This window comes from Nocardia rhamnosiphila NBRC 108938 (assembly GCF_000720425.1).
Lineage (GTDB): Bacteria > Actinomycetota > Actinomycetes > Mycobacteriales > Mycobacteriaceae > Nocardia > Nocardia rhamnosiphila.
The window spans coordinates 1,410,877-1,434,919 of the sequence record NZ_JOAJ01000001.1; the positions used below are offsets into that span (position 1 = coordinate 1,410,877).

General features: G+C 67.5%; 21 protein-coding genes. 15 read left to right on the forward strand and 6 right to left on the reverse strand.

Features of this window, described 5'->3' with window-relative positions; all coding sequences use genetic code 11:
* Positions 1–30: 30 nt before the first annotated feature.
* From IG75_RS0106315 to IG75_RS38960, 4 genes are all read right to left on the reverse strand, one after another.
* Positions 31–1,248 carry a cytochrome P450 gene (locus tag IG75_RS0106315; protein WP_030520210.1) on the reverse strand — a complete coding sequence of 406 codons (1,218 nt, stop codon included), beginning with the start codon at positions 1,246–1,248 and terminating at the stop codon, positions 31–33.
* Positions 1,249–1,274: 26 nt separating this feature from the next.
* Positions 1,275–2,405: a radical SAM family protein gene (locus IG75_RS38955; RefSeq protein WP_030520211.1), complete on the reverse strand. Its 1,131-nt coding sequence runs from the start codon at positions 2,403–2,405 to the stop codon at positions 1,275–1,277.
* A gap of 392 nt (positions 2,406–2,797) precedes the next feature.
* Entirely contained in the window at positions 2,798–3,922 is a 1,125-nt protein-coding gene (locus IG75_RS0106325; RefSeq protein WP_307686587.1) for a cytochrome P450 family protein, read from the reverse strand.
* A 769-nt stretch (positions 3,923–4,691) separates the two neighbouring features.
* Positions 4,692–5,198, reverse strand: a complete 507-nt coding sequence (locus IG75_RS38960; RefSeq protein WP_051714271.1) for an alpha/beta fold hydrolase — start codon at positions 5,196–5,198, stop codon at positions 4,692–4,694.
* A 434-nt stretch (positions 5,199–5,632) separates the two neighbouring features.
* On the opposite strand from IG75_RS38960, the gene IG75_RS0106335 reads away from it, so the two are divergent.
* The 6 genes from IG75_RS0106335 (at position 5,633) to IG75_RS0106360 (ending at position 11,747) form a co-directional block, all read left to right on the forward strand.
* Positions 5,633–6,913, forward strand: a complete 1,281-nt coding sequence (locus IG75_RS0106335; RefSeq protein WP_051714273.1) for an MFS transporter — start codon at positions 5,633–5,635, stop codon at positions 6,911–6,913.
* 28 nt (positions 6,914–6,941) lie between these two features.
* Entirely contained in the window at positions 6,942–7,760 is an 819-nt protein-coding gene (locus IG75_RS0106340) for an ABC transporter ATP-binding protein (RefSeq protein ID WP_051714275.1), read from the forward strand.
* Complete coding sequence (locus tag IG75_RS0106345; protein ID WP_030520215.1) at positions 7,757–8,836, forward strand: FecCD family ABC transporter permease; 1,080 nt, start codon at positions 7,757–7,759, stop codon at positions 8,834–8,836. The genes IG75_RS0106340 and IG75_RS0106345 overlap by 4 nt, the downstream gene beginning before the upstream one ends.
* 28 nt (positions 8,837–8,864) lie before the next feature.
* On the forward strand, positions 8,865–9,839 hold the full coding sequence (locus IG75_RS0106350; RefSeq protein WP_081876656.1) for an ABC transporter substrate-binding protein: 975 nt from the start codon (positions 8,865–8,867) through the stop codon (positions 9,837–9,839).
* Positions 9,836–10,375 carry a GNAT family N-acetyltransferase gene (locus IG75_RS0106355; protein ID WP_030520217.1) on the forward strand — a complete coding sequence of 180 codons (540 nt, stop codon included), beginning with the start codon at positions 9,836–9,838 and terminating at the stop codon, positions 10,373–10,375. The genes IG75_RS0106350 and IG75_RS0106355 overlap by 4 nt, the downstream gene beginning before the upstream one ends.
* Before the next feature lie 394 nt (positions 10,376–10,769).
* Complete coding sequence (locus IG75_RS0106360; RefSeq protein WP_245713062.1) at positions 10,770–11,747, forward strand: ATP-binding protein; 978 nt, start codon at positions 10,770–10,772, stop codon at positions 11,745–11,747.
* 175 nt (positions 11,748–11,922) lie between these two features.
* Here IG75_RS0106360 and IG75_RS0106365 read toward each other — a convergent pair whose 3' ends face one another.
* Positions 11,923–13,443 (reverse strand): alpha/beta hydrolase, encoded by a 1,521-nt coding sequence (locus IG75_RS0106365; RefSeq protein ID WP_081876748.1) that lies wholly within the window; start codon positions 13,441–13,443, stop codon positions 11,923–11,925.
* A gap of 689 nt (positions 13,444–14,132) precedes the next feature.
* On the opposite strand from IG75_RS0106365, the gene IG75_RS0106375 reads away from it, so the two are divergent.
* Complete coding sequence (locus tag IG75_RS0106375) at positions 14,133–15,353, forward strand: lipase family protein (protein ID WP_156058665.1); 1,221 nt, start codon at positions 14,133–14,135, stop codon at positions 15,351–15,353.
* 87 nt (positions 15,354–15,440) lie between these two features.
* Here the strand turns inward: IG75_RS0106375 and IG75_RS0106380 are convergent, their stop codons facing one another.
* Complete coding sequence (locus tag IG75_RS0106380; RefSeq protein WP_030520221.1) at positions 15,441–15,884, reverse strand: RrF2 family transcriptional regulator; 444 nt, start codon at positions 15,882–15,884, stop codon at positions 15,441–15,443.
* 145 nt (positions 15,885–16,029) lie between these two features.
* Between IG75_RS0106380 and IG75_RS0106385 the strand changes: the two genes are divergently transcribed.
* The 8 genes from IG75_RS0106385 (at position 16,030) to IG75_RS0106420 (ending at position 23,851) form a co-directional block, all read left to right on the forward strand.
* The gene (locus IG75_RS0106385; protein WP_051714277.1) at positions 16,030–16,734 is read left to right on the forward strand and encodes a TetR/AcrR family transcriptional regulator; all 705 of its coding nucleotides are present in this window, start codon (positions 16,030–16,032) and stop codon (positions 16,732–16,734) included.
* A 116-nt stretch (positions 16,735–16,850) separates the two neighbouring features.
* The gene (locus IG75_RS0106390) at positions 16,851–18,053 is read left to right on the forward strand and encodes an ABC transporter substrate-binding protein (protein ID WP_030520223.1); all 1,203 of its coding nucleotides are present in this window, start codon (positions 16,851–16,853) and stop codon (positions 18,051–18,053) included.
* On the forward strand, positions 18,050–18,925 hold the full coding sequence (locus tag IG75_RS0106395) for a branched-chain amino acid ABC transporter permease (RefSeq protein ID WP_030520224.1): 876 nt from the start codon (positions 18,050–18,052) through the stop codon (positions 18,923–18,925). Before IG75_RS0106390 ends, IG75_RS0106395 begins: the two co-directional genes overlap by 4 nt.
* Complete coding sequence (locus IG75_RS0106400) at positions 18,925–19,917, forward strand: branched-chain amino acid ABC transporter permease (protein ID WP_051714278.1); 993 nt, start codon at positions 18,925–18,927, stop codon at positions 19,915–19,917. Before IG75_RS0106395 ends, IG75_RS0106400 begins: the two co-directional genes overlap by 1 nt.
* Positions 19,914–20,708: an ATP-binding cassette domain-containing protein gene (locus IG75_RS0106405; RefSeq protein ID WP_245713061.1), complete on the forward strand. Its 795-nt coding sequence runs from the start codon at positions 19,914–19,916 to the stop codon at positions 20,706–20,708. The genes IG75_RS0106400 and IG75_RS0106405 overlap by 4 nt, the downstream gene beginning before the upstream one ends.
* Complete coding sequence (locus IG75_RS0106410; RefSeq protein ID WP_030520227.1) at positions 20,705–21,406, forward strand: ATP-binding cassette domain-containing protein; 702 nt, start codon at positions 20,705–20,707, stop codon at positions 21,404–21,406. Before IG75_RS0106405 ends, IG75_RS0106410 begins: the two co-directional genes overlap by 4 nt.
* A complete protein-coding gene (locus IG75_RS0106415; protein ID WP_081876659.1) occupies positions 21,406–23,028 on the forward strand; it encodes a class I adenylate-forming enzyme family protein in 1,623 nt (540 codons plus the stop codon). Before IG75_RS0106410 ends, IG75_RS0106415 begins: the two co-directional genes overlap by 1 nt.
* Positions 23,003–23,851, forward strand: coding sequence for a mycofactocin-coupled SDR family oxidoreductase (locus tag IG75_RS0106420; protein ID WP_030520229.1), 849 nt, complete (start codon positions 23,003–23,005; stop codon positions 23,849–23,851). Before IG75_RS0106415 ends, IG75_RS0106420 begins: the two co-directional genes overlap by 26 nt.
* Positions 23,852–24,043: the final 192 nt, after the last annotated feature.

Genomic DNA, 24,043 nt, shown 5'->3' on the forward strand with positions numbered 1-24,043 from the left:
GCTCGACACGGCGAAGAGTAACCCCTCACATCACTCCTCGAGGACGACGGGCAGCCGGCGCAACCCGTGGAGCGCGCGGGACCGCAGCGGCGTCACCTTCCCCGTGACGTGCGCGTTCGGATAGCGTTCGAAGAAGCGTTGGACAGCGATAGCCGCTTCCGCACGGGCCAGCGCGGCGCCGATACAGAAGTGGATCCCCGCACCGAAGGTGAGATGGCGATGAGGTTCCCGGCGCAGGGGATCGAATACGTGGGGGTCGGTGAAGATTTCCGGGTCACGATTCGCCGCGGCCAGGAGCACCACGATCGGCGTTCCCGCGGTGATGGGCCGTCCGGCGAGCCGGGTATCGGTCTTGGCGACCCGGACGACGTACTGGACGGGGGTGTCGTAGCGGAGAGACTCTTCGATCACCGCCGTGTAATCACCATCGGCCGGGCGCAGGTGCGGCTGCCGCAGCAGCGTGTGCAGAGTGTTTCCGAGCAGATGCGTGGTAGTGCCGAAGCCGCCGACCAGCAGCATGCTGCACGTGGCGATGGCCTCGCGCAGGCTCAGTTGGGCCGGACACTGCTGCGCCAGACCGGCGATGAGCCCGGGGCCCTCCGGGTCGGCGTGGGTCAGACGATCCCTGAAGTACGCTGTCATCTCGCTGACGAGGGCACGGGAACGCTGCCGTTCCTCCGCTGTTCGGGCACCGTCCAGCAAGGAGGCGAGCACGTTGCCCCAGGCCGCGAAGCGCGGAGCCTCGGTATCCGGCAGCCCGAGGATCTGCGAGATCATCGCCATGGGAACGGCTTCGGCATAGTTCGTGATCAGATCCGTAACCCCGCCCCGAGGAAGCTCGTTCAGGCAGTGCCCGACGATCTTTTCGATCCGGGGACCGAGGTCGGCGAGTTCGCGCCGGTGGAACACGGGAGCGACCAGGGACCGCAGCTCCGTGTGCCGCGGCGGTTCCAGCTTCAGAAAGGAGTCGTCGACCGGATGTACCAGCGTGATATCGCCGGCCGCGTTACGGCGTCGGGCCGACGCCCCGATGGGCGCCGGTCCGAAGTCGCCGCCGGTGAGCACCTGCTGGCTCGAGCCGTGGGCGGCGGTGAACAGCAGGCCGCGACGGCTGGTCGCCAGAGCACCTCGGGCGCGGACCTTCTCGTATTGCCGATGCCGGTCGGCCCCCGGCCGAGCCCAGAGGATCCGGGCGCCGGGGTCGCCGCGAAGGACATCCGAGAAGAGCCGCGCCTTCTCCAGAGACATTGTGACCATGGTCGGGATCGCCTTCGCTAGGCACCGACCGCCGATTCGGCCGGTGATGCCTGCCGGGCGGGATGGTAACTGGACCAGTAGTACTGGCGATAGAAGTTCTCCGCCAACGACACCCAGGTGTTCAGCCGATCGCGGTCGCCGAGGAAGCGGTGCATATTGACCAGCAGCCAGCTCCATACGGCCTGACTGTCCCGGCAGTTGTCGCAGTCTCCGGTGGTGGCGCAGTACTGGACACTGTGATCGGTCCGGTACGCGTTGAAGCGGCCGACGATAGGGTGCCCCTCGGTCAGGCGCTGGGCATGCGCCGGGTGATCGTTGCTGATGCTGGGGCAGGTCTCCGCGCCGAAGGTACCCCAATGCGTGCGGCCGGTCACCAGCGTGCGGAAGTAGTAGGGATCACCGATGACGGTGTCGGGGTAGGTCTCACGCATGCGGGTCATTTCCTCGATCGCCCGCTCTTCATTGTGTAGTCGCGCAGTGGGATCGGTGCCGTTGTCGCTGTAGTACCCGAAGTTGATCTGGTTGCCGTTTGCGGCGATGGCCTCGACGGTTCGTTCGAGGTACGGCATCCCGGCCTCGCTGAGCGTGTAGACCCAGGTGGCCCGCGGGTCGCCGGCATACGTGCGCAGCGCCTTGCCGAACAACCCGCTCATTCGCCGGCCGTTGGGCCCATGACCACGCAACTCGTCGTCTACCGGACCACCGCCCCACAGGGAGACCGCGATGGCGAGATCTTCCAGCCCGTCATAGGGAATCGGCCGCGTCCCATTCGTCACCACGGTGACATTGCGAATCGTCTCCGCGAACACGCGGACTCGATCCAGGACCAGCGCCGGCTCACCGCCGATCAGTAGCGTACTGGTGATCTTCTTGGAATCGCGCAGGTCTTCGGCGAAGGCGCGGATCGTGTCCAGATCACGAATCTCGACGCTCTGCTTGTCCATATCGTGCTCGAAGAACCAGCAGCCCTTGCACCGCAGATTACAGGCGTCGGTCACCCAGACCTCCACCGTACGAATACCTCGGGCTACTTCGTTCACACGCAACAAACGCTCCGCCAATGCCGGATCCTCTTGCGCGAGCTCGAATGCTCTGGTTAAAATGCGTTCCTTACTCGGCCTGACGTCCAAGAAAACGGGCTGAGACACGACATCCTCCTCGGTGCGATGCGGCAAGGGTTTGCGCGCTGCTGGATGTCACCGGCGAGTCGGACATGTCGAAAAATCGACAGTGCTGCCGATGCGCTGCCGATCCATGGGATCGGCGGATGGTTGGCGAGAATGCGGATACGAAGCGGTCTTATGGTTCTGGGCTCGTTAGCGCTACGAATGATTCTAGGACAAAGCCTGCTACAGCGTGATCGTTCCACGCTATCACTGGCGCTCTTGGCGAGCCACGCCCGTCTCGCCGGATATATTGCGACACAACGGCATTCAGTGTTGAAATTTTAAGTGCTCCGGCAGCGATACCGGGCGCACGGCATACGCGCAACTGCGCGGATCATCGCGGTGCAGCCGTACGTGACTGCACCGCGATGAGGTCACAGACCGAGCGGCGGCGAGGGTGGAAACTCCACGGGCATCGCGGAGAGCGCGCGATGGAAAGGCCCCGGCCGCCAGCGCAGTTCGTCGACCGAGCAGGCGAGCCGCATTTCGGGGAGCGCGTCGAGCAACTGATCGATCGCGTTCTGGGCGACCATATAGGCGATCGACTTGGCGGGGCAGGCATGCGGGCCGGCACCCCATGCGAGATGCGCGTTGTTGTCGGTGTACTGGCCCGAATGGATCACCGGATCGTTGTTGCACGCCGACATTCCGATGACGACCGGCTGATCGGCGGGCAACCAGACTCCGTCCCGCATCATCGGCTGCCTCGGGTAGCTGAGGCAGTAGTTCGCCATCGGCGGATCCGTGTACAGCAGCTCGTTCAGCGCGTCCCGGGTCGTAGGGGCCGCGCCGGGTGACGAGGTGCCGGTGAATCGCGGGTCGGTGATCATGAGAAGCAGGGTGTTGACCGTCAGATTGGTCAGCGGCTCTATCCCCGCCCCGTAGAGCACGGCCAATTGATGCACCATCTCCGCATTCCCGAGCCCGGCCGAATGGCCCACCAGACGAGAGGTGATGTCGCGGCCGGGTTCGGCGCGTTTGAGTACGACCAGCTCCAGAAGTGCTTCGTTGATCCTGGCGTCCGCGTCGGTGGCGGCGGCGCCGCCTTCGAACATGTCGGCCATCCCGGCAGCGATGTGCTGCCCCAGATCCGCGGGACAACCCAGCATGGCGTTGAGCACCTGGAACGTCAGCGGGAAGGCGTACTGACCGATCACCTCGGCGCGGCCGTCCAAACAGAAGCCGTTGATCAGCGGCGCGGCAACCTCTTCGACGTTCTGGTGCATGGAGAAGAGATCGACCCCGTCGAGAGCGGCGGTGATCGCCTGCCGGTACCGGGCATGTTCCCGTCCGGTACTACGCATCACATTGGGACGCCACGCCATCATGGGCATGAGCGGGTGGTCGGCCGGAACGGTCTTCTCCCACGACCGCGCGTCGGCCGGAAAGTGCTCGGGGTCGTTGAAGATATCGATCGCGGTGTGGTAACCGAGCACCAACGTGGCCGGAATACCAGGGGCCAGCTCCACCGGCGCGAGAGTTCCATACCGGTCACGCATCTCCCCGAAGACACGATGCGGGTCGGCGGCATACTCCTCGGTGTACAGAGCAACCCGAGGCGGGGCACCGGTCGGACCTTGAACGGAGTAGGGGCATCCGGCGGTATCGGTTTCGGACGAAGGTAGAGACTTGGTCAATGCCGGGAACTCCAATGAAGACAACAGCGACAGATCCGAGAGATTGTCCTCTATAGGACATCTCCTGTGTCGGAACAGTATTGGTGTGACAGATCCACCGCAAGCGAGACGCCGGTGCGATCGGCCACTCCACGCTGCACCGGCATCCGGCCGGGGCGGTCGGCCAGCGGCCCCAGTCCTCCCAAAGCGCCTGGTTAGAGCCCATGCGTTGCCTCGCCGACCAAACACGCTCGGCGGCAATGCGTTCCGTTGTCACCCACCCGATATTGCTGAAATCTCGAACCATCCGGCCACCTGCCCGAGGAGTTCACTTCGACATCCGGAGGCGTAGACAGTTGACGACATCTTTTACATGTCACATTTCCGCCAAAATTATGGCTGCGAATTCTGGGACCGGTGGCCGTCTCGTTGCAACCGGGCGGAACGGGCGGTTGTTCTCGGCGACCGACAGTGTCGGCGCGGAATTGCCGAATCGAGGGCGCCAGAGCCGCGGCCAGATCATCCGCGGTATCGATTCGGTCGGGGAACACACCGCGCTCCAGACGGCCGTCCGGCAGCAATCCGGTGACTTTCTCGGCGAACCGCGTGGGATGACGGTGGTCGACACCCGGGATCACCGGCGTCGGCGCGGTCAGTGCGGTGAGTTCGGCCGGTGTGCGGACGCGCGGTCGCGGCCGATGGCGGCCGCGGCGGCGATGCCGGCCGGATTGCCGCGGGGGATAGCCTCTCGGACCAGCGTCCCGATCACCGGAACCAACCCCGGCAGGATCGGCGCCCAGGCCGCCTCGACACCGCGGGCGGTGACGGTTTCGGCGAAAGCCGCCGCATCGTCCTCGATGTCCTCCAGGCTGATCGAAATCGCGGCGGCGAAGCGTTCCGGATAGGCCGTCGCCGCACGAGCGGTGATGGTCGAGCAGAGGCACATCCCGCCGATCGACGCCCGTTCGGCGCCGAGGTGGTGGAGCAGCGCTGTGACGTCCTCGGCGTAGCGGGACCAGGTGTGGGCGGCCGGATCCGGACACGGCGATTGCCCGTACCCGCGCATACCGGGAAGGACGATGCGGTAGGTGTCGGCGAGCCGACCGGCGAGGGGAAGCAGACTGCGATGATCCGGCCCGCCACCGTGCAGCAGCACCACAGTGGCGCCGGCGTTGCGGGCCTCCGCACGCAGGGGTGGCCGTCATATCACTGTGTCGCCGCATGACCGGTGGCACAGCATCTGCCGCGCCCTCGAATGCCTGCCGGCCATCGCGGATACTGCCGCGATGATCCCGCCTGGACGTTGTCGGCGCTCTCGGACCATGGTCCGCGCTCCCCGGCACGCAACGAACACTTGCCCGCCGCACAGGGAGAGATAGCGCCTCACCTACCGCCCCGAATTGGAAACGGTTATCATTATCTCTCGATGTGAGAGGGTGTGTGATGAGGAATCCATCCGGCTGGAGCGGTATCGGGTGCCGTGACTGAGTTCGCTTGTTCGCCTGCCCGGTTCGCGTTCCCGAGTACCGTCGCCGACCGCAGATCCAGTGACCGGTCCCCCGTGGCTGTTCCGGCGCCGCACGAGCGCGCTCGGTGAGCGGGCTCGGTTCCTTCGGGGCCTTCCCACTGTCCGTACGCCTGTTACTGGGCAATCATCTGCTCGGAAATATCGGCTTCTACATGCTGATTCCATTCCTGGCCGACTACCTGCTCGACGACCTCGCGCTCTCGGCGACCGTGGTCGGGGTGGTACTCGGCGTCCGCAATCTCAGCCAACAGGGCTTGTTCCTGGTCGGCGGGGCAGCGGCGGACCGGCTCGGCGCCCGCGGTGTCATCATCGTGGGCGCGGCGATCCGGGCCGCGGGATTCGCCTTGTTCGCGGTCGGCGGTTCACTGCCGGTGGTATTGCTCGGTTCCGTGCTCACCGGATTCGCCGGGGCACTGTTCAATCCTGCCGTTCGGGCATACATCGCGCGGGCCGGCGGTGATCGGTCGGCGCAGGCCTTCGCCCTGTTCAACGTGATGGGAAATACCGGCTCGGCGGTCGGACCACTGGTCGGCGTGCTCATGATGAACATGGGTTTCCGGCTCACCGCGGTCGCCGCGGCGGCGGTGTTCGCGATACTGACCGTCGCCCAGCTCGCATTGCTGCCCGCGCGCCCTGTCCCGGCCGCGCGGACTACGCTCATCGCGGATCTGGGCCGGCTGTTCACCGATCGGGTGTTCTGGTGGTTCGCCGCGGCTCTCATGGGACTGTTCGCGTTGCAGAGCCAGATCTACTTTCTTTTCACCCTGCAAGTGCAGCAACTCGCCGGACCGAAGGCGGTCGCCGCGCTGTTCCTCGTGGAGACAGCCGCGGTACTGGCCTGCCAGGTGCCGATCACCCGCGTATTGAGCCGCCGGCCCGATCGCGGGCCTGCCATGGCGGCCGGGATGGCGCTGCTGGGGGCCGCGTTCCTGTTCCCTCCACTGGCGGCGCTCGGGCCGGCGCCGCCGGAACCCGGCCCACTCGCGGTGACGATCGGCCTCCTACCGGTACTGGCCGGCGCCGTCGTCCTCGCGGTCGGGGTGGCGATGGTCCAGCCCTTCGTCAACGAGGCCGTTCCGCGCTTCGCCGGCGACGCGCTCACCGGGACCTATTTCGGCGCTTTCTATCTGGCCTCGGGAGTTTTCACAGTAGCCACCACATCCGGGGTGGGCGCTCTGGTCGACCGATACGGCGGCCCGTTCGCCTGGCCACCGGCCGTGTGCTGCGCCTCGATCGGCGCGGCCTCGGCGATCGGCGTCCTCGGGCTGCGCGGGCGCGGACTGCTGCCCGCCGGGATACCACTGCCCGCACAAGGCCGCACAAGGAAAGGCGGAACCGCACAATGACCTTCCCGACAACGAAGGCGGTCCGGCAATGATCAGCGCCGCCGGTATCAGATTCTCGTACGCGGGCGATCCCGTCCTCGACGATATCGATCTGGTCGTGGAACAGGGCAGCACCGTCGGGCTCATCGGCCCGAACGGATCCGGCAAATCAACTCTCCTCCGGACCATCTACCGGGCCCTGCGCCCGCATTCCGGTGTCGTCGGCATCGACGATATCCCGGTCGAGACGCTGCGGGGCCGAGCCCTCGCGGCCCGCCTCGCGGTGGTGGCCCAGGAAGCGCCGCCGGAGACACCGGCCACGGTCACCGACACCGTCCTCCTCGGCCGGGCGCCGTGGGCTCATTCGCTGCGCGGTTATTCCCGCGCGGACCGGATCGCGGCGGCGGCGGCCCTGGAACGGGTCGGCGCGCGGCACCTGGCCGACCGTCCTGTCGCCCAGTTGTCCGGCGGGGAGCGTCAACGGGTCCTGATCGCCCGCGCACTCGCCCAGCAGGCCGACCATCTGCTGCTGGACGAACCCACCAACCATCTGGATATCGGCTATCAGCACGAATTGCTCGGCCTGGTCGGTGAATTGACCGCTACCGCCCTGGTGGTACTGCACGACCTCAACCTGGCGGCACGCTACTGCGACACACTTGTTCTGCTGCGCCGCGGCCGGGTGGTCGCCGCGGGGCCGGTCGACCAGGTGCTGACACCGGAGATCATCGAACCCGTATACGGGGTGCGCGTACACCGCTGCACCGCGTTCGGCGGAACCCAGCTGCTCTTCGGCCCACACGATCGCGAGGGCGCCGGAAATCCTCTCGGCCGGAATGGAGCTCGGGCACAGGAGGTCGGCGGATGACGGCCACGCTGCCGGAGGAAAACACCGTCGACGACCTCGGCCATGCACGCGACCGTGCCCGGATGCTGTGGTGGCTGGGCGGCTTCGGTATCGCACTGGTGCTGGTGCTCCTGATCGCCACCGGGCTCGGCCCGGTATCGGTCCCGCCACTCACGGTGACGCGCATTATCGGCCATCACACCGTGGGTATGCCCGCGACCGCCGACTGGAGCACAGCCCAGGATTCGATCGTGTGGCTGGTACGGGTGCCCCGAGTGTTGCTCGGCGCGCTGGTCGGCGCCGCGCTCGCGGTGGCGGGGGCGGTATTGCAGACCCTGGTCCGCAATGTACTGGCCGATCCGCATATCCTCGGCGTCACCTCCGGCGCCTCCACCGGCGCGGCGGTATCCCTGCTGTTCGGCGGTTCGGTGGCCGCCGGGGCGCTCGCCGCCAGCGCGTTCACCGGAGCCGTGCTGGCGACCGCACTTCTGTTCGCGATCGCCCATCTCAACGGGCAGATGACATCGTTGCGGCTGCTGCTCGGCGGGGTCACCATCGGCTACCTCTTCTCTGCCGCCACCAGTTTCCTGATCTTCGCCTCCGACGATCAGGAGGGCGCCCGCACCGTGCTGTTCTGGCTGCTGGGCTCACTCGGCTCGGCCGCCTGGCCCTCGGTCGCCACCACCACGGCCGTGACCGTTGCCGCGATCCTCGCACTCGTCCTGCTCGCCACCCGGCTGGACATGCTCGCCGCCGGTGACGACACCGCGCGCGCACTCGGCCTGTCCCCCGGGCGGCTGCGCGTGATCACCCTCGGCATCGTGGCCCTGGCCATCGGTGGTGTGGTCGCCGTCGCGGGAGCGATCGGGTTCGTGGGCCTGATCGTCCCGCACGTCGCCCGCTTGTGTGTCGGTGCCGGGCACCGGCGTCTGCTGCCCCTGTCCGCCCTGCTCGGCGCACTGTTTCTGGTGGTGGCCGATGTCGTGGCCCGGCTCGCCTTCGCGCCCCGGGAACTTCCACTGGGCATCGTCACCGCGGTGGTCGGCGCCCCACTTCTCCTCCTATTGGTGCGCCGATTCCGGCAATCGCCGCACTGATCCCGTTCCCTGAAAGGAATACACCACAATGTTTACTCGACGACGCAGCGGCGCGCGCCGGGCCTTACCCGGGGTCGCGCTACTCGCCGCCGCGCTCCTGACCGGGTGCGGCAGCCCGACGGCCGCTACCGGCCCCGCCGCGGAGGGCTTCCCGATGACCGTCTCCAGCTGCGGACGCGATGTCACCTTCACGGCCCCTCCGCAACGTATCGTCACCGTCGGCTCCGTCGCCGCCCCGTTGATCGCCGCCGCCGGAGCCGCCGACCGCATTGTCACCCGGACTTTCGAATCGGCGCCATTTCCCGGCGAATACGCCGACGAGCTGACCGGTATCGAAACCACTTCCCGCACCGGTGAGATCGCCCGCGAGGAGATCATCGATCGGAGCCCCGATGTCGTCGTCAGCTTCGAAGGCGCCGCCGTCTCCGCCGACGACCTCGCTCGGGTGAACATCCCGCTGCTGGTCACCCGCGGCTACTGCCGCGACGCGGCGGGCACCTTCGACGATATTTTCGCCGATATCGAAGTCTACGGAAAGCTCTTCGGAACCAGCGCGGCGGCGAACGCGGAGGTCACCTCGTTGCGCCGGCGCGTCGACACCGTGGCCGACCGCAACGCCACCCGCCCGCCGCTACGAGCCGCCGCGCTGATCATCTCCCGGGACGGAAACAAGGTCAGCGCCTACGGCAGCACCAGCACCGTGTCCCACCAGATGCACATACTCGGACTGGAGAACGTCTTCGGCGACAACGCGACCCGCTACTCCGAAATCAACACCGAAGCTCTCATCGACCGCGACCCGGACCTCATCGTCCTGCTCACCCAGGGCGACCAGACCCCTGATTCCGCTCGGCGGGCCTTGCGCGACCGGCCCGAACTCGCACGCCTGCCGGCCATCCGGGACAACCGCATGATCGTCGTGCCCTTCGGCTACACCGGGCCGGGACCGGTCGCCGTGGAAGGAATCGAAGTACTCGACCGAGAATTGGGAGCACTGCGTTGACCGTATCCCTCACCACCGGGTACCGGATCCGCCTCGCCGGCGAAGACGATCTTCCGGGGGCCCGCAGTGTCATGCTCGACACCTTCTACCAGGTGTTCGGCATCGGGTATCTCCCCGAACACCACGCGGATGTCATCGACCCGGCGACCGCTTACCTGCACCATCCGCGCAACCGGCTGTGGGTCGCCGAACACGAGGGCCGCATCGTCGCCACCACGGCCATCCGGGCGCAGGGCCCACGCCACCCACCCCATCCGCGGTGGCTGACCGAGCAATATCCGGACCCGCGCACGGCCCAACTGTTCCGTGTCTACGTCCGGCCCGAGCACCAACGGCGCGGACTTGCCAACCGCCTGGTGCGGGCCGCGATCGAGTACGTCACGAATGCAGCGGACTTCGACCGCCTCTACCTGCATACCGACGCCAGAACCCCGGGCGCGCTCGAATTCTGGCTCGAGCACGGCCACATAATCCATGACGCACGCGATGGCGGTCAGGGGTTCCAGACCGTCCACTTGGAGATTCCGCTCCCCTGAGGTCGGACACGGTGATTCCCGTATCGCTATCGGTTACGGCCGCCGCGGGGGGCTGTCACCCGATCCTCAGCGGCCGAGCACACCGTTCACAACGGCTCGGACCGGGCCGGGGGCATACCGAGTACGACAGCGTCGGGCCGGGCGAGTAGCGCGCCGTCCGGCTCTACGCCGTCATCGCACTCACGAGACGCTCACATCGACGACGGGTGCGGTGGGTGGTGATCTCCCGGACCTGGTGGGCCGATCGACCACGTTCTCCGCGAGCAACGAAAACTTCACTGCGAGTGCGCTTCCGAGTGTTCTCGGCACCGCCCGGCGTGCACGCCCGACGAGGCATCCGATACATTACCCCCGCATTATCGAATATGAATTTCGTTACCTACGGGAAGGAAGTGTGGCGGTGAAAATCGCCTTCGTCGGAAAGGGCGGCAGCGGCAAAACGACCCTGTCCTCACTGTTCATTCGCCAGCTGGCCGCGCAGGCCGTGCCGGTACTGGCAATCGACGCCGACATCAACCAGCACCTGGCGACCGCGCTGGGTGCCACCGAGGAGGAATCGGCGGCACTGCCGACCCTCGCCGACCAGCTGCCGTTGATCAAGGACTATCTACGCGGCAGCAATCCGCGCATTCCCTCCGGCGAGGCGATGCTCAAGACCACCCCGCCGGGAAACGGGTCACGGCTGCTCGGCGTGGTGGAGGACAACCCGATCTACTCCGCCTGCGTACGGGAGATCGAGGGCGCGCGGCTGATGGTGACCGGCCGGTTCTCCGAAGAGGAGCTGGGTGTGGCCTGCTACCACTCCAAAGTCGGCGCCGCCGAGATGCTGCTCAACCATATGGTCGATCTCCCGGGCGAGTACGTCGTGGTCGATATGACCGCCGGCGCCGACTCGTTCGCGTCGGGCCTGTTCACCCGTTTCGACCTGACCGCGCTGGTATGCGAACCGACACTGCGCAGCGTCGGCGTCTACCGCCAATACCTCGACTACGCCAAGGATTTCGGCATCCGCATCGCGGTGATCGGTAACAAGATCTCCGACGAGCACGACCTCGAGTTCCTGCGCGAACAGGTCGGAGACGACCTGCTGTGCTGGATAGGACGTTCCGCACATGTGCGGGCCGCCGAACGTGGCGATATCCGGCCGATCACCGACCTCGAACCGGAGAACCGCAAGGCCCTCACCGAGATCCGGACCGCACTCGACACCGTCGATCGGGACTGGAACACCTACCACCACCACACGGTGAAATTCCATATCCGCAACGCCGAAGCCTGGGCGGGCCGGGACGTGATCACCCAGATCGATCCGGACTTCGTCCTGCGACCGGGACTACGCTCCGGGCAGTCCACCGCACTGGCGACTCACTGATCTCGCGGACGCCGATTCGCCTGCGACCAGCGCTCTTTTCGAGGCAGTTTCCACGTCCTCGGACCGGTGGTCGCAGGCGATAGGGCATTGCGCAATCGACGGGCAACCGCGGAGCACGGGTCACTGCCCGGGCAGTTAGACGGACCCGCTGTCCGGGCCGAGAAGTCGGTGAGACCTAGTCGGGAAGAGAGCCGGGGTCGGGCCTACAGGTGATGTCGGCATCGGGGAGGGTGCCGTCACGGAAGTAGGTGTTGACGGCCTCGCTCACGCAGCGGCTCAGGTCGGCGCGGAGGACACCGTGCACGCGGGTGTCCGCCAACGTGACCATTCGTGACCCTGTCAGGTCCTCGTGGAGGGCAAGACCTTGCCGGTAGGGAGTGCGGGTGTCACCTGTCGCCTGCAGGATCAGGGCCGGCGCCGAATTGTGCACAGCGGTGATTTCCTCGACCGGGTCCGGCCAGAACGCGCACGCGGTGATGTTGTTGGCGAACGCACCGAACACCGGCTGGGTCGCCCGCACGCTTTCGATGTTGCGGCGATACCAGGCCGGGTCCCGGGGTGCGGCCCGGTCGCCGCACAGGACCGCGGCCATGCCCGATACGTTCATCGGAACGCCGCCGCTGATCTTCGTTTTCAGCTGCTCCATATCGACGGGCAGCCCGGACACCGCGTCGGCCACGAACCGCACGACCTCGGCGAGGTCGGCGTTCTTCTGCGGGTTCGACAACAGCGCCAACAGCATCATCGGCACGGTGTGTTCATCGATGAGATAGCCGTTGCCGATGACCGGATGCGTGGCGGCGCGGCGGATCATGTCCTCGACGAAAGCGCGGACCTGTGGCCCGCTGCTACCGAAGTGGTAGTCGGCGTCGCGACGCGCCGCCCAGATCGCCCAGTCGTCCAGCCCGGCCTCGTTGACCGCACCCATGTCCTGGTACGTGCCGATCCAGTAGCGGTCCGGGTCCATGGCGCTGTCCAGCACCATCCGGTCGGTGCGCTGCGGGAACATCTGCGAGTAGACCGCGCCCAGATAGGTGCCGTAGGAACCGCCGTAGTAGTTGAGCCGGCGCTCACCGAATGCGCTACGAATGATGTCCAGGTCCCGGGCGGTATTGCGGGTGGTGATCTGGCGGGCCTTCTCGGGGTCGGGGGCAATGCAGGATGCCGCGAGTGCGGCGGCCAGTGCGGTGTCGCGTGCGAAGCCGAAGGCGTCGAAACCGGCCGAGAACAACATGGTGGGCAGCGGCAGTGCACAGTTCACCGGATCCGAGCGGCCGATACCACGCGGGTCCATGCCGATGAGGTCGTATCGGGCACGGACCTCCGGCGTGAGCCGATCCCGCAGGTCGACCATCATGCCCAGGCCCGGACCGCCCGGACCACCGGGGTTGGACAGCATGATCCCGTGCCTGCGGTCGGGGTCGGTGGCCGGGATACGCGAAATCGCCACGGTCAGCGTGCGGGCGTCCGGTCGGCTGTAGTCGAGCGGCACGACAACACCCGCGCACTGCGCCCCCGCACCATCGAGCGCCGCGTCGTCACACGGCCCCCAGTCCAACTGCTGGTGGTAGAACGACTCCAGCCCACCCGGGATGTCATCGATCGGGTCGGCGCTCGCCGACCCCATGGGCACCGTGGCGAATGTGGCCGCCATGATGACCCCGGGTACAAGCCATCGAATCCATCGAATCGGCATCGGATCTCCTGTCCGCGACATCTGTGTCCGCATCCTGTTTCCGCCGCTCGGACATCTCGGGTCTCGTGCCGGCGCTGGTGTGGTTTGCCGAGGCCGCCCCAACGAAACCGGGGCTTCCGGGGCGTCACCCATGACTCACCACGATCACGGCGGTCGGGGCCCTGAAATCTGTTTGTGCGAAGCCGGCGTGAAGCAAGGATCGCAGTCTCGTGTGGTGACGGCGTTTGCCGAACAATGACCCGGCGTGTCGAGGCCCGCGTGCGCACCGGTATCGGCTCCGTCCAGCGAGGCGTCTCCGCCACGCGGATGGCCGCACCGGTCGGCAGCCCTCCGGTCGAGCCGGCGAGCGGGCTCAACCGGATGCCGCCGTAGCGCTCGGTGACCATCTCGTCACCGACCTCCGCCCGTGCGACCAGCACGATTCCTTCGTGAGCTGCTGATCGACCGAGACGGAACTAGCAATCGTTATGCTATCGTGCAGTCAGTCGTTACGCTATCGTGATCTTGTCCCAACTGTGACATGGCCGGTCAGCGCAGGCCCGGAGTCCTTGCGGGTTGGCCCACCGGACGCGGGAGGCATGATGAAACCCGAACAGACTCTGTCGACATATCGGAAAAACGGAGGCCGGACAGTATGTCCGGCGACCAGTGGATTCGGCCTGCCGGTCGACGGCATACGCCGGCCACCGGTGCTGCTCCGGCGGATCGGTCGGCTCTGGCTCGCAGTCCTCGCGCTCGCCGCGGTCGCGCTCTCGGCCGCATTGTCGATGCCGGTCGCGCGAGCCGCGGTGCCGCCACCCGGCGAGGATCCTTTCTATGCCGCACCGGCCGACCTCGCGTCCCATCCGAACGGAACGGTGCTCGGGTCACGGACGATCCCCCTGCTCGGCCTGCCACTACCGGTGGACGCGTATCAACTGCGTTATCGCACCACCGATTCGGACGAGCAGCCGCAACTGAACGTCACGACGGTGCTGGTGCCGCCGGTGCCCTCGGACGGGCCGCGGCCGGTGTTGTCGTACCAGGTACCCGAGAACAGTCTCGACACCCGGTGCGCGCCGTCGTTCACCCTGCGCGGCGGACGCAACGACACCGATATGGCGGCCGTCGCGCAGGATGCGCCGTTCATCGCGGACGCGCTGCGGCGCGGATGGGCCGTCGTGGTCAGCGATTACGAAGGGCCGCAGTCGCGGCTCTTCGACGGGGTGACCTCCGGGCGTGGAGTCCTGGACGGAATCCGGGCTGCCCGGTCCTTCGCTCCGGCCGGCCTCGATGCCGCCGGCCCGATCGGGGCCTACGGGTATTCGAGTGGAGCCTTCGCCACACTATGGGCCGCGCAGCTGCGCCAGGAATACGCACCCGACGTGGGGTTCGCCGGTGTCAGCGCCGGCGGCGTCCCGACCGATATCCCGTCCATGGCCGAACACGCCGACGGTGAGGCGGGGGCGATACTGATCCTGCTCGGACTGGCCCGCAACGAACCCGATTCCAGGCTGGCCGATCTGCTGAACGACCAAGGACGCAGTGCCCTGCACACCGCGGATACATCCGCCTGCGGTGCGGATCTGGCCCAGAAGTACCCGGATACCCACATCGACGACCTCGCCACGGTGCCGAACTTGCCGACGCATCCCGCTTTCCGCGCGGCCGCCGTCCCCAATGAACTCGGTGGTACCGCCCCCGACGCGCCGCTCTACCTGTACCACAGCGTCTCCGACGAGAAGATCCCCGTCGCCGGCTACACCGCCCTTGTCGATGCCTACTGCGCCGCGGGCGCCACCCTCACCGCGACTCGCTCGCTGTTCCCGGGACATCTCGGAGCCGGCGCGGGTGAAGCACTCGGCGGCATGAACTTCCTCGCCGACCGCTTCGCCGGCACCCCGCAGGCCCCGGGGTGTGCGGCGCAGTAGGACGCGTGGTGCCGCGAACACCGACGGCCGAGCTTCCTCGACCGGCTTGCGGACAGTTGAACTGTCGGCCGGAGGCACGGCCGGCGGTCAGCGGGCCGGGACGACCGGGACGTGCAGTAATTCCACAGTTCGCCTGTCCACCAGATCACTCAGGCTGTAATTGTCCAGTTCGCGAAAGAACGTCTCCTGTGCCGTACCCAGCATGTGCCGCAAGCGGCAGGCCGAGACCAGGGGGCACGGCGTATCCCCACCGCACTCCACCACTTGGGCTCCACCCTCGAGACCGCGCACGATCTGCCCGACCGTGGCGGTGCGGCCGAGCTCGGTCAGGAAGACACCGCCGGTGCGGCCGCGATGCGCCGCCACCAGACCGAGTTCGGCGAGTCTGCTCACCGCCTTCGCCACATAGTGTTCGGAGGCGTTGACCTGCCGGGCAATGAGTTTGACGGTCACCCGCTCGGCCGCGGCGCCACTCACCGCGAGGCGCATCATCGCGCGCAGGCCGAGATCGGCGAACCGGGACAGTTGCACAGCACGACCCTACGATATTCGGTGTTTGAAACACCAATTTTTCGGTTGGGATGTACCCGGGATCACCGGTTCGGCACTGTCTCCACCGAGGGCCCCCTCGCACGCGACACCACCCCGCGCGGACGGCCGCTCGACAGGCGTCGTCATGGACGGTAAGCATGGGCGGGTGGTGAGCCGCCGAGACCAGATCAAACGCGTCGCTGCCGGGCTTTTCGTCGAGCGCGGAGTAGCGGGGACCAGCGTCCGGGATATCGCCGAGGGTGTCGGGATGTTGTCCGGGAGCCTCTACCATCATTTCCCTTCCAAGGACGCGATCGCGTTCGCGATCCTCGACGATTTCCTGACCGACCTGAATGCCCGCTACCGATCGGTGCTTCCACACGTGAACGGGATGCGCGAAGAGTTGCGCGCCCTGGTCTATTCCTCGATCGAGATCGCCGAGGCACATCCGTACGCGACCGAGATCTACCAGAACGAGAAGGCCTACCACGGACCGGGCGCACCCGCGGAGATCGCGCACGCGGTCCGGGAAGCGCATACGTTCTGGATCGACGCCGCGACCCGCGCCAGTACCTGCGGGGAACTGCGCGCCGGGCTCGACCCGGTCGAGTTCGCGCGAATGCTGCGCGAGGGCGTGTGGTGGTCGATTCGCTACCACCGGGAACATCTGTCGCAACGGCGCGACGAGGTGACCGACACCGTGGTGGCCGCGTTCGTCGACGGCGGCGCCGCGCCGGAGATCCGCGCGCCCGGCGCCCCGGCGGGCGACGCCGCGGCGATCACCGATCGGCTCGACCGTATCGAGCACCGACTGGAGGATTTGTCGAAACGCCTGGTCGACGAACCGTAACCCGTTTTCGCCCGCCCCGTTTCGCGGCAACCCGTTGACAGAAGCAGTGGCGCAGGACACACTCTCAAGCAATTGCTTGGCTATGGCCAAGCGCATGCTTGATTGGTGGTGGTCTCATGAGACGTACCCGGATTCTTTCCTGGGTGCTGGCCGCGGCTCTGCTGCCGGTGGGATGTGCTCAGGTCCGTGAACCGGTGGACGACTACATCGTCATCGGCATGGACGAGGATTCGACCGGGCCGGGCGCGTCGTATTCGACGATCGCCGGCGACACCGTCCGCGCCACGGTGGATCGGCTCAATGCCGCGGGCGGAATCGGCGGCAAAGAGGTCCGGCTGGTGGTGGAGAACGACGAGAGCAGCCCGACCAACACCCCGTCGATCATTCGCAAACTGGTCGACCAGGGCGCGTCCGCCGTCATCCTGGCGACCGGGAGCGGATCGGCCCTCCAGGCCAAACAGATTTCGCAATCCACCGAGGTCGTCACCATCGCGCCCACGGCACTGACCGACGCGGTCGCCGGTCCGCCCGGTAACGAGTTCGCCTATATGGTCCCCAATCCGCTGGCCCAGTACGCCGATGTCTACTGTGGGGCCTTCGCCGCGCAGGGCAGGAAGCGGCTCGGTGTGCTCGCCGATTCGAGTCCGGCGATCGCGGGCATCCTCGATACGCTCTACCCGAAGCTGCGCGGATGTGTCGATATCGTCGGCACCCAGAAGGCGGCCGTCGACGCGGCCGATCTCACCGCCGGGGTGAGCAGGCTACTCGCCAGCGATCCCGACGTCGTACTCGTCGCGAGCGTCGGCGGGAACTTCGAACTGCTCGCGCAGAACACGGTGCATCGGCTGGCGCCCGGACTGCAACGGTTCTCCCTGGCGTCGATCGGAAACCAGCCGCAGTCGTGGAAGCTCGCCGCACCCGGTTCCCTCGACGGCCTGGTCTATATGGGCAGCCTGAGCGACGACAATCCGCGGACCACCGAATTACAGAACTGGCTGCGCACGGTCAAGGGGCCGAATTACTCCCTCACCGCATACGACGCCCAGGCCTACGACTCGGTGATGCTGCTCGCGCGGGCCATCGAACTCGCCGGAACCCATACCGATCGGCAGCTCCTCAACCAGGCCCTGCAGCAGGTCCGCGGCATTCCGGCGAGTTTCGGCCAGGCGCCACTGACCCTGTCGTTCGCGCCGGACGACCATATCGCCCCGGATTCGGCCTGCGGGCTGGTGCTCATCGAATTCGGCGCCGACAACACCCCGGCCGGCCCCTGGGCCGAGTACCAGCCGGAGTGCACACCGAAGGGATCCGATCGATGAGCGATCCACAGTTGTGGCTGGCCGGCGCCGAGATCGGTTGTTTCTTCGCGCTCGTCGCCTTGTCGATCTACCTGGTCGTGGTGGGCGCGTCGTTCTTCAATTTCGCCGCGGGACCGTACGCGATGGCCGCGGGCCTATTCGCCGGATACGCGTCCGCTCAGTGGGGTGTGCCGATCGTCGCCGGCGCGGTACTGGGAGTCGTGGCGGCCGTGGGGATATCGCTGGTGACCGAGATCGTGGTGGTCCGGCCGGTACAACGCCGGTCCGGCGGCGCCGAACTCCCGGCCCTGGTCGCGGTGACCGCGACGCTGTTCGCCATTCAGCAACTGGCGGGCACGATCTTCGGCCGGACCCCGGTCTCGGTCGCGAACCTGTTACCACTGCCGGATTTCCACCTGGGCCCGGTCTCGGTACAGGGCACGACGGCGACCATCATCCTGATCACCGTGGTGGTCCTGGTGGCCACGGTTCTCTGGTTACGGGGTACGACCACCGGGCAGTTGCTGCGCGCGGTAGGTGACAATCACGACGCGGCCCGGATGATCGGTGTGAACGTCACCCGGGTCCGGTTGTGGGCGTTCGGGCTCTCCGGCGCAATCGCCGGGATCGCCGGAGTGATCTTCGCGGCGAAATCGGGTGCCCAGTTCACCAGCGGATTGTCCTGGACGCTCACGGGTTTCCTCGCACTGGTCGTCGGCGGCACCGGGAAACCGTGGGCGCCGTTGGTCGGCGGGCTGGCACTGGGCTGGGTCCAGGTTTTCGGCAGTTTCTATTTCGGCGCCACCGGCAGTTCGATCGCCATCTTCCTCGTCGCACTCGTGTTCTTCGCGTTCCGGCCCGAAGGCCTGTTCCAACGAAAGGTGCGTGTGTGATGGCCGTTTCCGCGATCGCGACCACCAAACCCGCCGCCCGGACCGTACTCGGGGAACTCGGCGTATGTCTCGCCGTCGTCGCCGTGGTGCTGCTGTGGATGGGACCGAGCCTGTACCGGCAGGACCTCGTCTTCCTGGCCGCCACCTATGCGCTGGTGGCACTGGGCATGTACCTGCCCTTCGTACTGGCCGGCTCGCTGTCCATGGCGTACAGCGCCTATGCGGCCATCGGCGCGTACGCGGTGGCCTACCTCTCGGTGAAACAGGGGTTGTCGCCGTGGTGGGGCTGGCTCGTGGGCATGGTGATCGCCGCCACCGTCGCTCTCGTGCTGGCGGTCGCGACCAGGAAGCTGTCGGGGTTCTATCTCGCCGCCGTGACCCTGCTGTTCGCCATCGCGTTCGAGCATTGGCTGGGCGACGCCACCACGCTCACCGGCGGGGCGTCGGGGATCTCCGGTATTCCGGTGCCCGCGCTGTTCGGCTGGGAACCCCCGCGCTATGCCCAGGTGGTGGCCGCGATCGCGTTCGTGTGCGTGGTCTCGGTGTTCATCGACCGCCTGCGCCGATCGGCCTGGGGTATCGCCTTGTCCGCCGCACGCGAGAACGCGCCCGCGGTGCAGTCCACCGGTATCTCCCCCACCCATCTCACCGTGGTGGCCCTGGCCTCCGGCGCGGCGATCGCCTCCACCGGAGGGGCCCTGTTCACCGCGTCGGTGCAGGCGGTGACCCCGGAGACCTTCGGCCTGGACCTGGTGTTCCTCGCCATCTTCATGCCGATCATCGGTGGCCGCGGTTCGGCCTGGGGTGCTCCGCTCGGGGCGCTGATCGTGGTCGGCGTCAGCCTGAACATGCCCGGCTATCAGGGGTCGGGCGAACTGCTGCTGGCGGTGGTCGTGCTGGTCATCCTGTTGCTCGCCCCCGGCGGCGTCATCGGCTGGACCCATCGGGCCGTGGAACGGTTCGTACCGTCCCGGAATCAGGACAGGAGATGACAGTGATGGCACCCGCGGACCCCGCGCCCCTGCTGTCGGTGCGGGGCTTGACCAAGCACTACGGCGGCGTCACCGCTGTGGACCAGGTCGGTTTCGACCTGCCGGCCGGCAGCGTCCTCGGCCTGGTCGGCCCCAACGGCGCCGGAAAGACCACCCTGGTCGACTGCATCGTGGGCACTCAATCCGCCGACGCGGGAACAGTGCACGTGGACGGCCGGGCCCTGCCCGCCGGGCCCGCGGCACGTGCGCGAGCAGGACTGGCCCGGACATTCCAGCACCCACAGCTGGCCCTGGAATCGACCCCGGTCGAGAACATCGTGCCCGGTATCGTCGGCCGGTCCATCGGTTCGTACGGGGCGTCGGTGCGGGCGTTCCTGCGCGGGCTCGCGGGCACGCCCCGCTCGGTACTCGACACCGCGGCCGCCGTGGCCGCGGAATACGGCGTCCCCACCGGACGCGTACCGACGGGCAGCCTCGGCCTGGGCTCCCAGCGGCTCGTGGAAATCGCCCGCGCCATGGCCGCGCGACCCCGGGTGCTGCTGCTCGACGAGCCCTTCGCCGGCTCCGATACCGACGGCATCGCGGCGATCTCCCATGCGGTCCGACAGGTGCGTGACGCGGGACATTCGGTGATCCTGGTGGATCACAATGTCGACCTGATCGCCGAACTCGCCGATTCGGTGGTGTTGCTGGCCGATGGTGCCGTGGCGTTCACCGGCAGCCCGCACGACTGTATGCGCAGCGCCGAGATGCGCTCCGTGTACTTCGGTACCACTCAGGAGGCCCGATGATCACCGCCCGCGGAGTCGGCGTCCACTACGGAAAGGCCGTCGCGGTCCGGGAGACAGCGTTCGAGGCGCGATCCGGGGAGGTCACGGCGGTGGTCGGGCCGAACGGCGCCGGTAAATCGAGCCTGCTGTCCGCGCTGTTCGGCAGTACACCGGCGACCGGAACCGTCACCGTCGACGACAACGACCTCAGCGGCGCGCCCGCCCAGCAGAGGCTGCGCGCCGGGATCGCGTTCGTCCCGCAGGGGCGGCAACTGTTCCCGCGCCTGACGGTTCGGGAGAACCTGGAGATCGGGGCGCGGCTGCTGGGCGCACGTAACGATGTGCTCGATACGGCTTACGAACGCTTCCCGATCCTGCGGACGCGGTCGAAACAGCTGGCCGGTGTCCTCTCCGGCGGGGAGCAACAGATGCTGTTGCTCGCCCGGGCCCTGCTGGTGCGGCCGCGCGCGCTACTGCTCGACGAGATGACCACCGGACTCTCCCCCAAGATCGCCGGGGAACTGCTCGACCACGTTCGCGGCCTGGCGGATTCGGGAATCACGGTGCTCGTCGCCGAGCCGGCACTGTACCGGGTGTCCCGGATCGTCGACCGCGGGTACGTCATGATCCGGGGCTCGCTCTCCGCGCCGCAGGACGACCCCGGCGCACTCGACACCGCCTACCGAGCCGCCATGGGGATGCTCGAGGAAGCTCTGTGATGGAACACGCGTCCTTGGCCGATCTCCCCGGATTCGCAGCGGACCCGGAGGCATACACCGGCTACGCCGTCAGCGATCTGGTCCGCCATTGGGCCCGCACCCGCGCGGATGAACCCGCCTACATCAGCCCGGCCGGGTCCACCACCTGGGCCGACTACGATCGCCTCGCCGACCGGGTCTGCGCGGCGCTGCTCTCACTCGGCGAGATCCCCGCGGTCGCGGTGTATCTGCCCGACACCGTGGAATTCCACGCCACGCTCGTCGGCGCCTACCGCGCGGGAGTCCTCGCGGTCGCCGTCGGGGCCCGGTCCGGCCCGGCGGAAGTCGCGCATCTGATGTCGGCCTCGGGGGCCACCGTGCTCGTGACCGCCCGCGAGAACCGGGGTGTCCCGGTATCGGACCTGTCGGCAGAACTGCGGGCGCGCGACACCGACCCGGCACACCTGGTGATCGTCGACGGGCTACAGGTCGGCACCGACGGCGTCGTGGAGCGCACGGGCCGCACCGCGCCCGTCCGGCAATTCTCGGTGGACGACGTATGCCTGCTCAACAGCACCTCCGGCACCACGGGCCGGCCGAAACTCGTCATGCAGACCCAACGACGGTGGAGTGCGTTCGCCGCGATCGCCTGCCGGAACGCGGAGATGGGCGCCCTGGAGATCGTCGCCGCATTCGTGCCCGCGCCGTTCGGATTCGGGTTGTGGACCTCGCATTTCCTGCCCGCGCTCCTCGGCCGTCCGGCATTGGTGATGCACCGCTTCGATCCGGCGGTCGCCATCGATCTGATGGCCGAGTACCGCGCCACGATCCTCGCCTGTGTGAGCACCCAGTTCCGGATGATGCTGCAGACCCCGGACCGAGCGGTCTCCCGGGCCGGCGCGCTGCGAATCATGTTCACCGGCGGTGAGGCCGTGCCCTACGCCGAGGCGCGGCGTTTCGAAGAAGCCACCGGCGCGCTGGTACTCCAGTTCTACGGCTCCAACGAAACCGGCGCGGCGAGCGCCACCACCGTCCATGACGACGACGAAACCCGGCTCGGCACCGGTGGCCGGCTCATCGAGGCGATGAACGTCCGCATCCTCGAGGACGGCCCCCCGGGTCCGGGTGTCCGGCGCGGGCAACCGGCGGTCCGCGGACCGCTCATGTCTCCCGGTTACTGGAACGACGACGCCGCCAACGCCGAACTCTTCACCGATGACGGCTGGATCCGGCTCGGCGATATCGTCGAAGTCGACGACTCCGACCGGCTGCGCGTGGTCGGCCGCCTGGCGGATCTGATCATCCGCGGCGGCAAGAACATCTCCGCACTGGAGGTGGAGGATTTCATCCGTGAACATCCCGCCGTGGAAATGGTCGCCGCGGTCGGCGTACCCGATCCGCTGTTCGGGGAGCGGCTGTGCGCGGCGATCACCTTGGCTCCGGGAACCGATCGGCTGTCGCTCGCGGATCTCAACACCTGGCTGCGTGCACAGGGCATCACCCGGGAGTATCTGCCGGAACGGCTGCGCGTGCTGGAGAGCATGCCGTTGGCGCCGGGCGGGAAGATCGCCAAAGCGCAGGTCGAGCAGTTGGTCGGGACAAGTGCGGGAGATGACGATGACGGACGACGCAACCAGCGGTGACCTCGGCGGGCGCACGGCGATCGTCACCGGCGCCGCACGGGGACAGGGTCGCGCCATCGGCCGGGCACTGGCCCGGCGTGGTGCCACCGTATGGCTCGCGGATCTCTGCGCGCCCGGCGATACCGCGCCTTATCCGCTGGCCACAGAGGACGACCTCACCGAAACAGCGCGGCTGATCGAAGCGGACGGCGGGACCTGCCACACCGGCTTGCTCGACGTCCGCGACTCCGCCGCTGTCACCGCGTTCGCCGGGACCGTCGCCGCCCGGACCGGCAGTATCGATATTCTCGTCACGTCCGCGGGCATCGTCGGCTTCGCGCCGGTCACCGAGCTCTCCGACACCATGTGGGCCGATATGCTCGCCACCAACCTGACCGGCACCTTCCACTGCCTCCGGGCGGCACTCCCCCATATGACCACCGGCTGGGGCCGGATCGTGGCCATCTCCTCGATGAGCGGCCGGCAGGGCACCCCGAACCTCGCGCACTATTCGGCATCGAAATGGGGCGTTATCGGGCTCGTCAAATCCGTGGCCCTCGAATACGCGGAAAGCGGGATCACCGCGAATATCGTATGCCCCACCAATGTGGACACCCCGATGCTCCACAATCCGGCCCTGTACTCCCTGTTCGCCCCCGATCTCGACAATCCCTCCCGCCACGACGTCGAAGAGCGCTATGCGCGGATGAGCCCCATGCGGATCCCGTGGTGCCCGCCGGAAGCGGTCGCCGACGCCGTCGGCCATCTCGTCGGCGAGACCGGGCGCTACGTCACCGGAACGGTGATCGACGTGGGGTTGGGTGGGACTGCCCGGATGCCGTGAGACCTGCGGGTTCGCGAGGCGCACGCCCGGAAGGGCCTTGTTGCGGCGAAAGCGGAACAATTCGGCAGCCGCCTGTGCGGCACGCGGGCGAATCCGGGTTGCTTCGGTAGCGTGCTCACCCGTCCGGTATCCGAGACCAATGAGGAGTAGCGGGTGCGAACGAGGAGTCGGTGGGTGGTGCGGAAGCGGCTG

What these genes read in the sequence shown, in the direction of transcription:
- IG75_RS0106315 (WP_030520210.1), bottom strand. Translation starts at nt 1,248, where the DNA reads ATGTCTCTGGAGAAGGCGCGGCTCTTCTCGGATGTCCTTCGCGGCGAC.
- IG75_RS0106325 (WP_307686587.1), bottom strand. Translation starts at nt 3,922, where the DNA reads ATGCGTGACCGGTATGGAACTCTCGCGCCGGTGGAGCTGGCCCCTGGT.
- IG75_RS0106340 (WP_051714275.1), top strand. Translation starts at nt 6,942, where the DNA reads ATGATCAGCGCCGCCGGTATCAGATTCTCGTACGCGGGCGATCCCGTC.
- IG75_RS0106345 (WP_030520215.1), top strand. Translation starts at nt 7,757, where the DNA reads ATGACGGCCACGCTGCCGGAGGAAAACACCGTCGACGACCTCGGCCAT.
- IG75_RS0106350 (WP_081876656.1), top strand. Translation starts at nt 8,865, where the DNA reads ATGTTTACTCGACGACGCAGCGGCGCGCGCCGGGCCTTACCCGGGGTC.
- IG75_RS0106365 (WP_081876748.1), bottom strand. Translation starts at nt 13,443, where the DNA reads ATGCCGATTCGATGGATTCGATGGCTTGTACCCGGGGTCATCATGGCG.
- IG75_RS0106385 (WP_051714277.1), top strand. Translation starts at nt 16,030, where the DNA reads ATGGACGGTAAGCATGGGCGGGTGGTGAGCCGCCGAGACCAGATCAAA.
- IG75_RS0106390 (WP_030520223.1), top strand. Translation starts at nt 16,851, where the DNA reads ATGAGACGTACCCGGATTCTTTCCTGGGTGCTGGCCGCGGCTCTGCTG.
- IG75_RS0106395 (WP_030520224.1), top strand. Translation starts at nt 18,050, where the DNA reads ATGAGCGATCCACAGTTGTGGCTGGCCGGCGCCGAGATCGGTTGTTTC.
- IG75_RS0106400 (WP_051714278.1), top strand. Translation starts at nt 18,925, where the DNA reads ATGGCCGTTTCCGCGATCGCGACCACCAAACCCGCCGCCCGGACCGTA.
- IG75_RS0106405 (WP_245713061.1), top strand. Translation starts at nt 19,914, where the DNA reads ATGACAGTGATGGCACCCGCGGACCCCGCGCCCCTGCTGTCGGTGCGG.
- IG75_RS0106410 (WP_030520227.1), top strand. Translation starts at nt 20,705, where the DNA reads ATGATCACCGCCCGCGGAGTCGGCGTCCACTACGGAAAGGCCGTCGCG.
- IG75_RS0106415 (WP_081876659.1), top strand. Translation starts at nt 21,406, where the DNA reads ATGGAACACGCGTCCTTGGCCGATCTCCCCGGATTCGCAGCGGACCCG.
- IG75_RS0106420 (WP_030520229.1), top strand. Translation starts at nt 23,003, where the DNA reads ATGACGGACGACGCAACCAGCGGTGACCTCGGCGGGCGCACGGCGATC.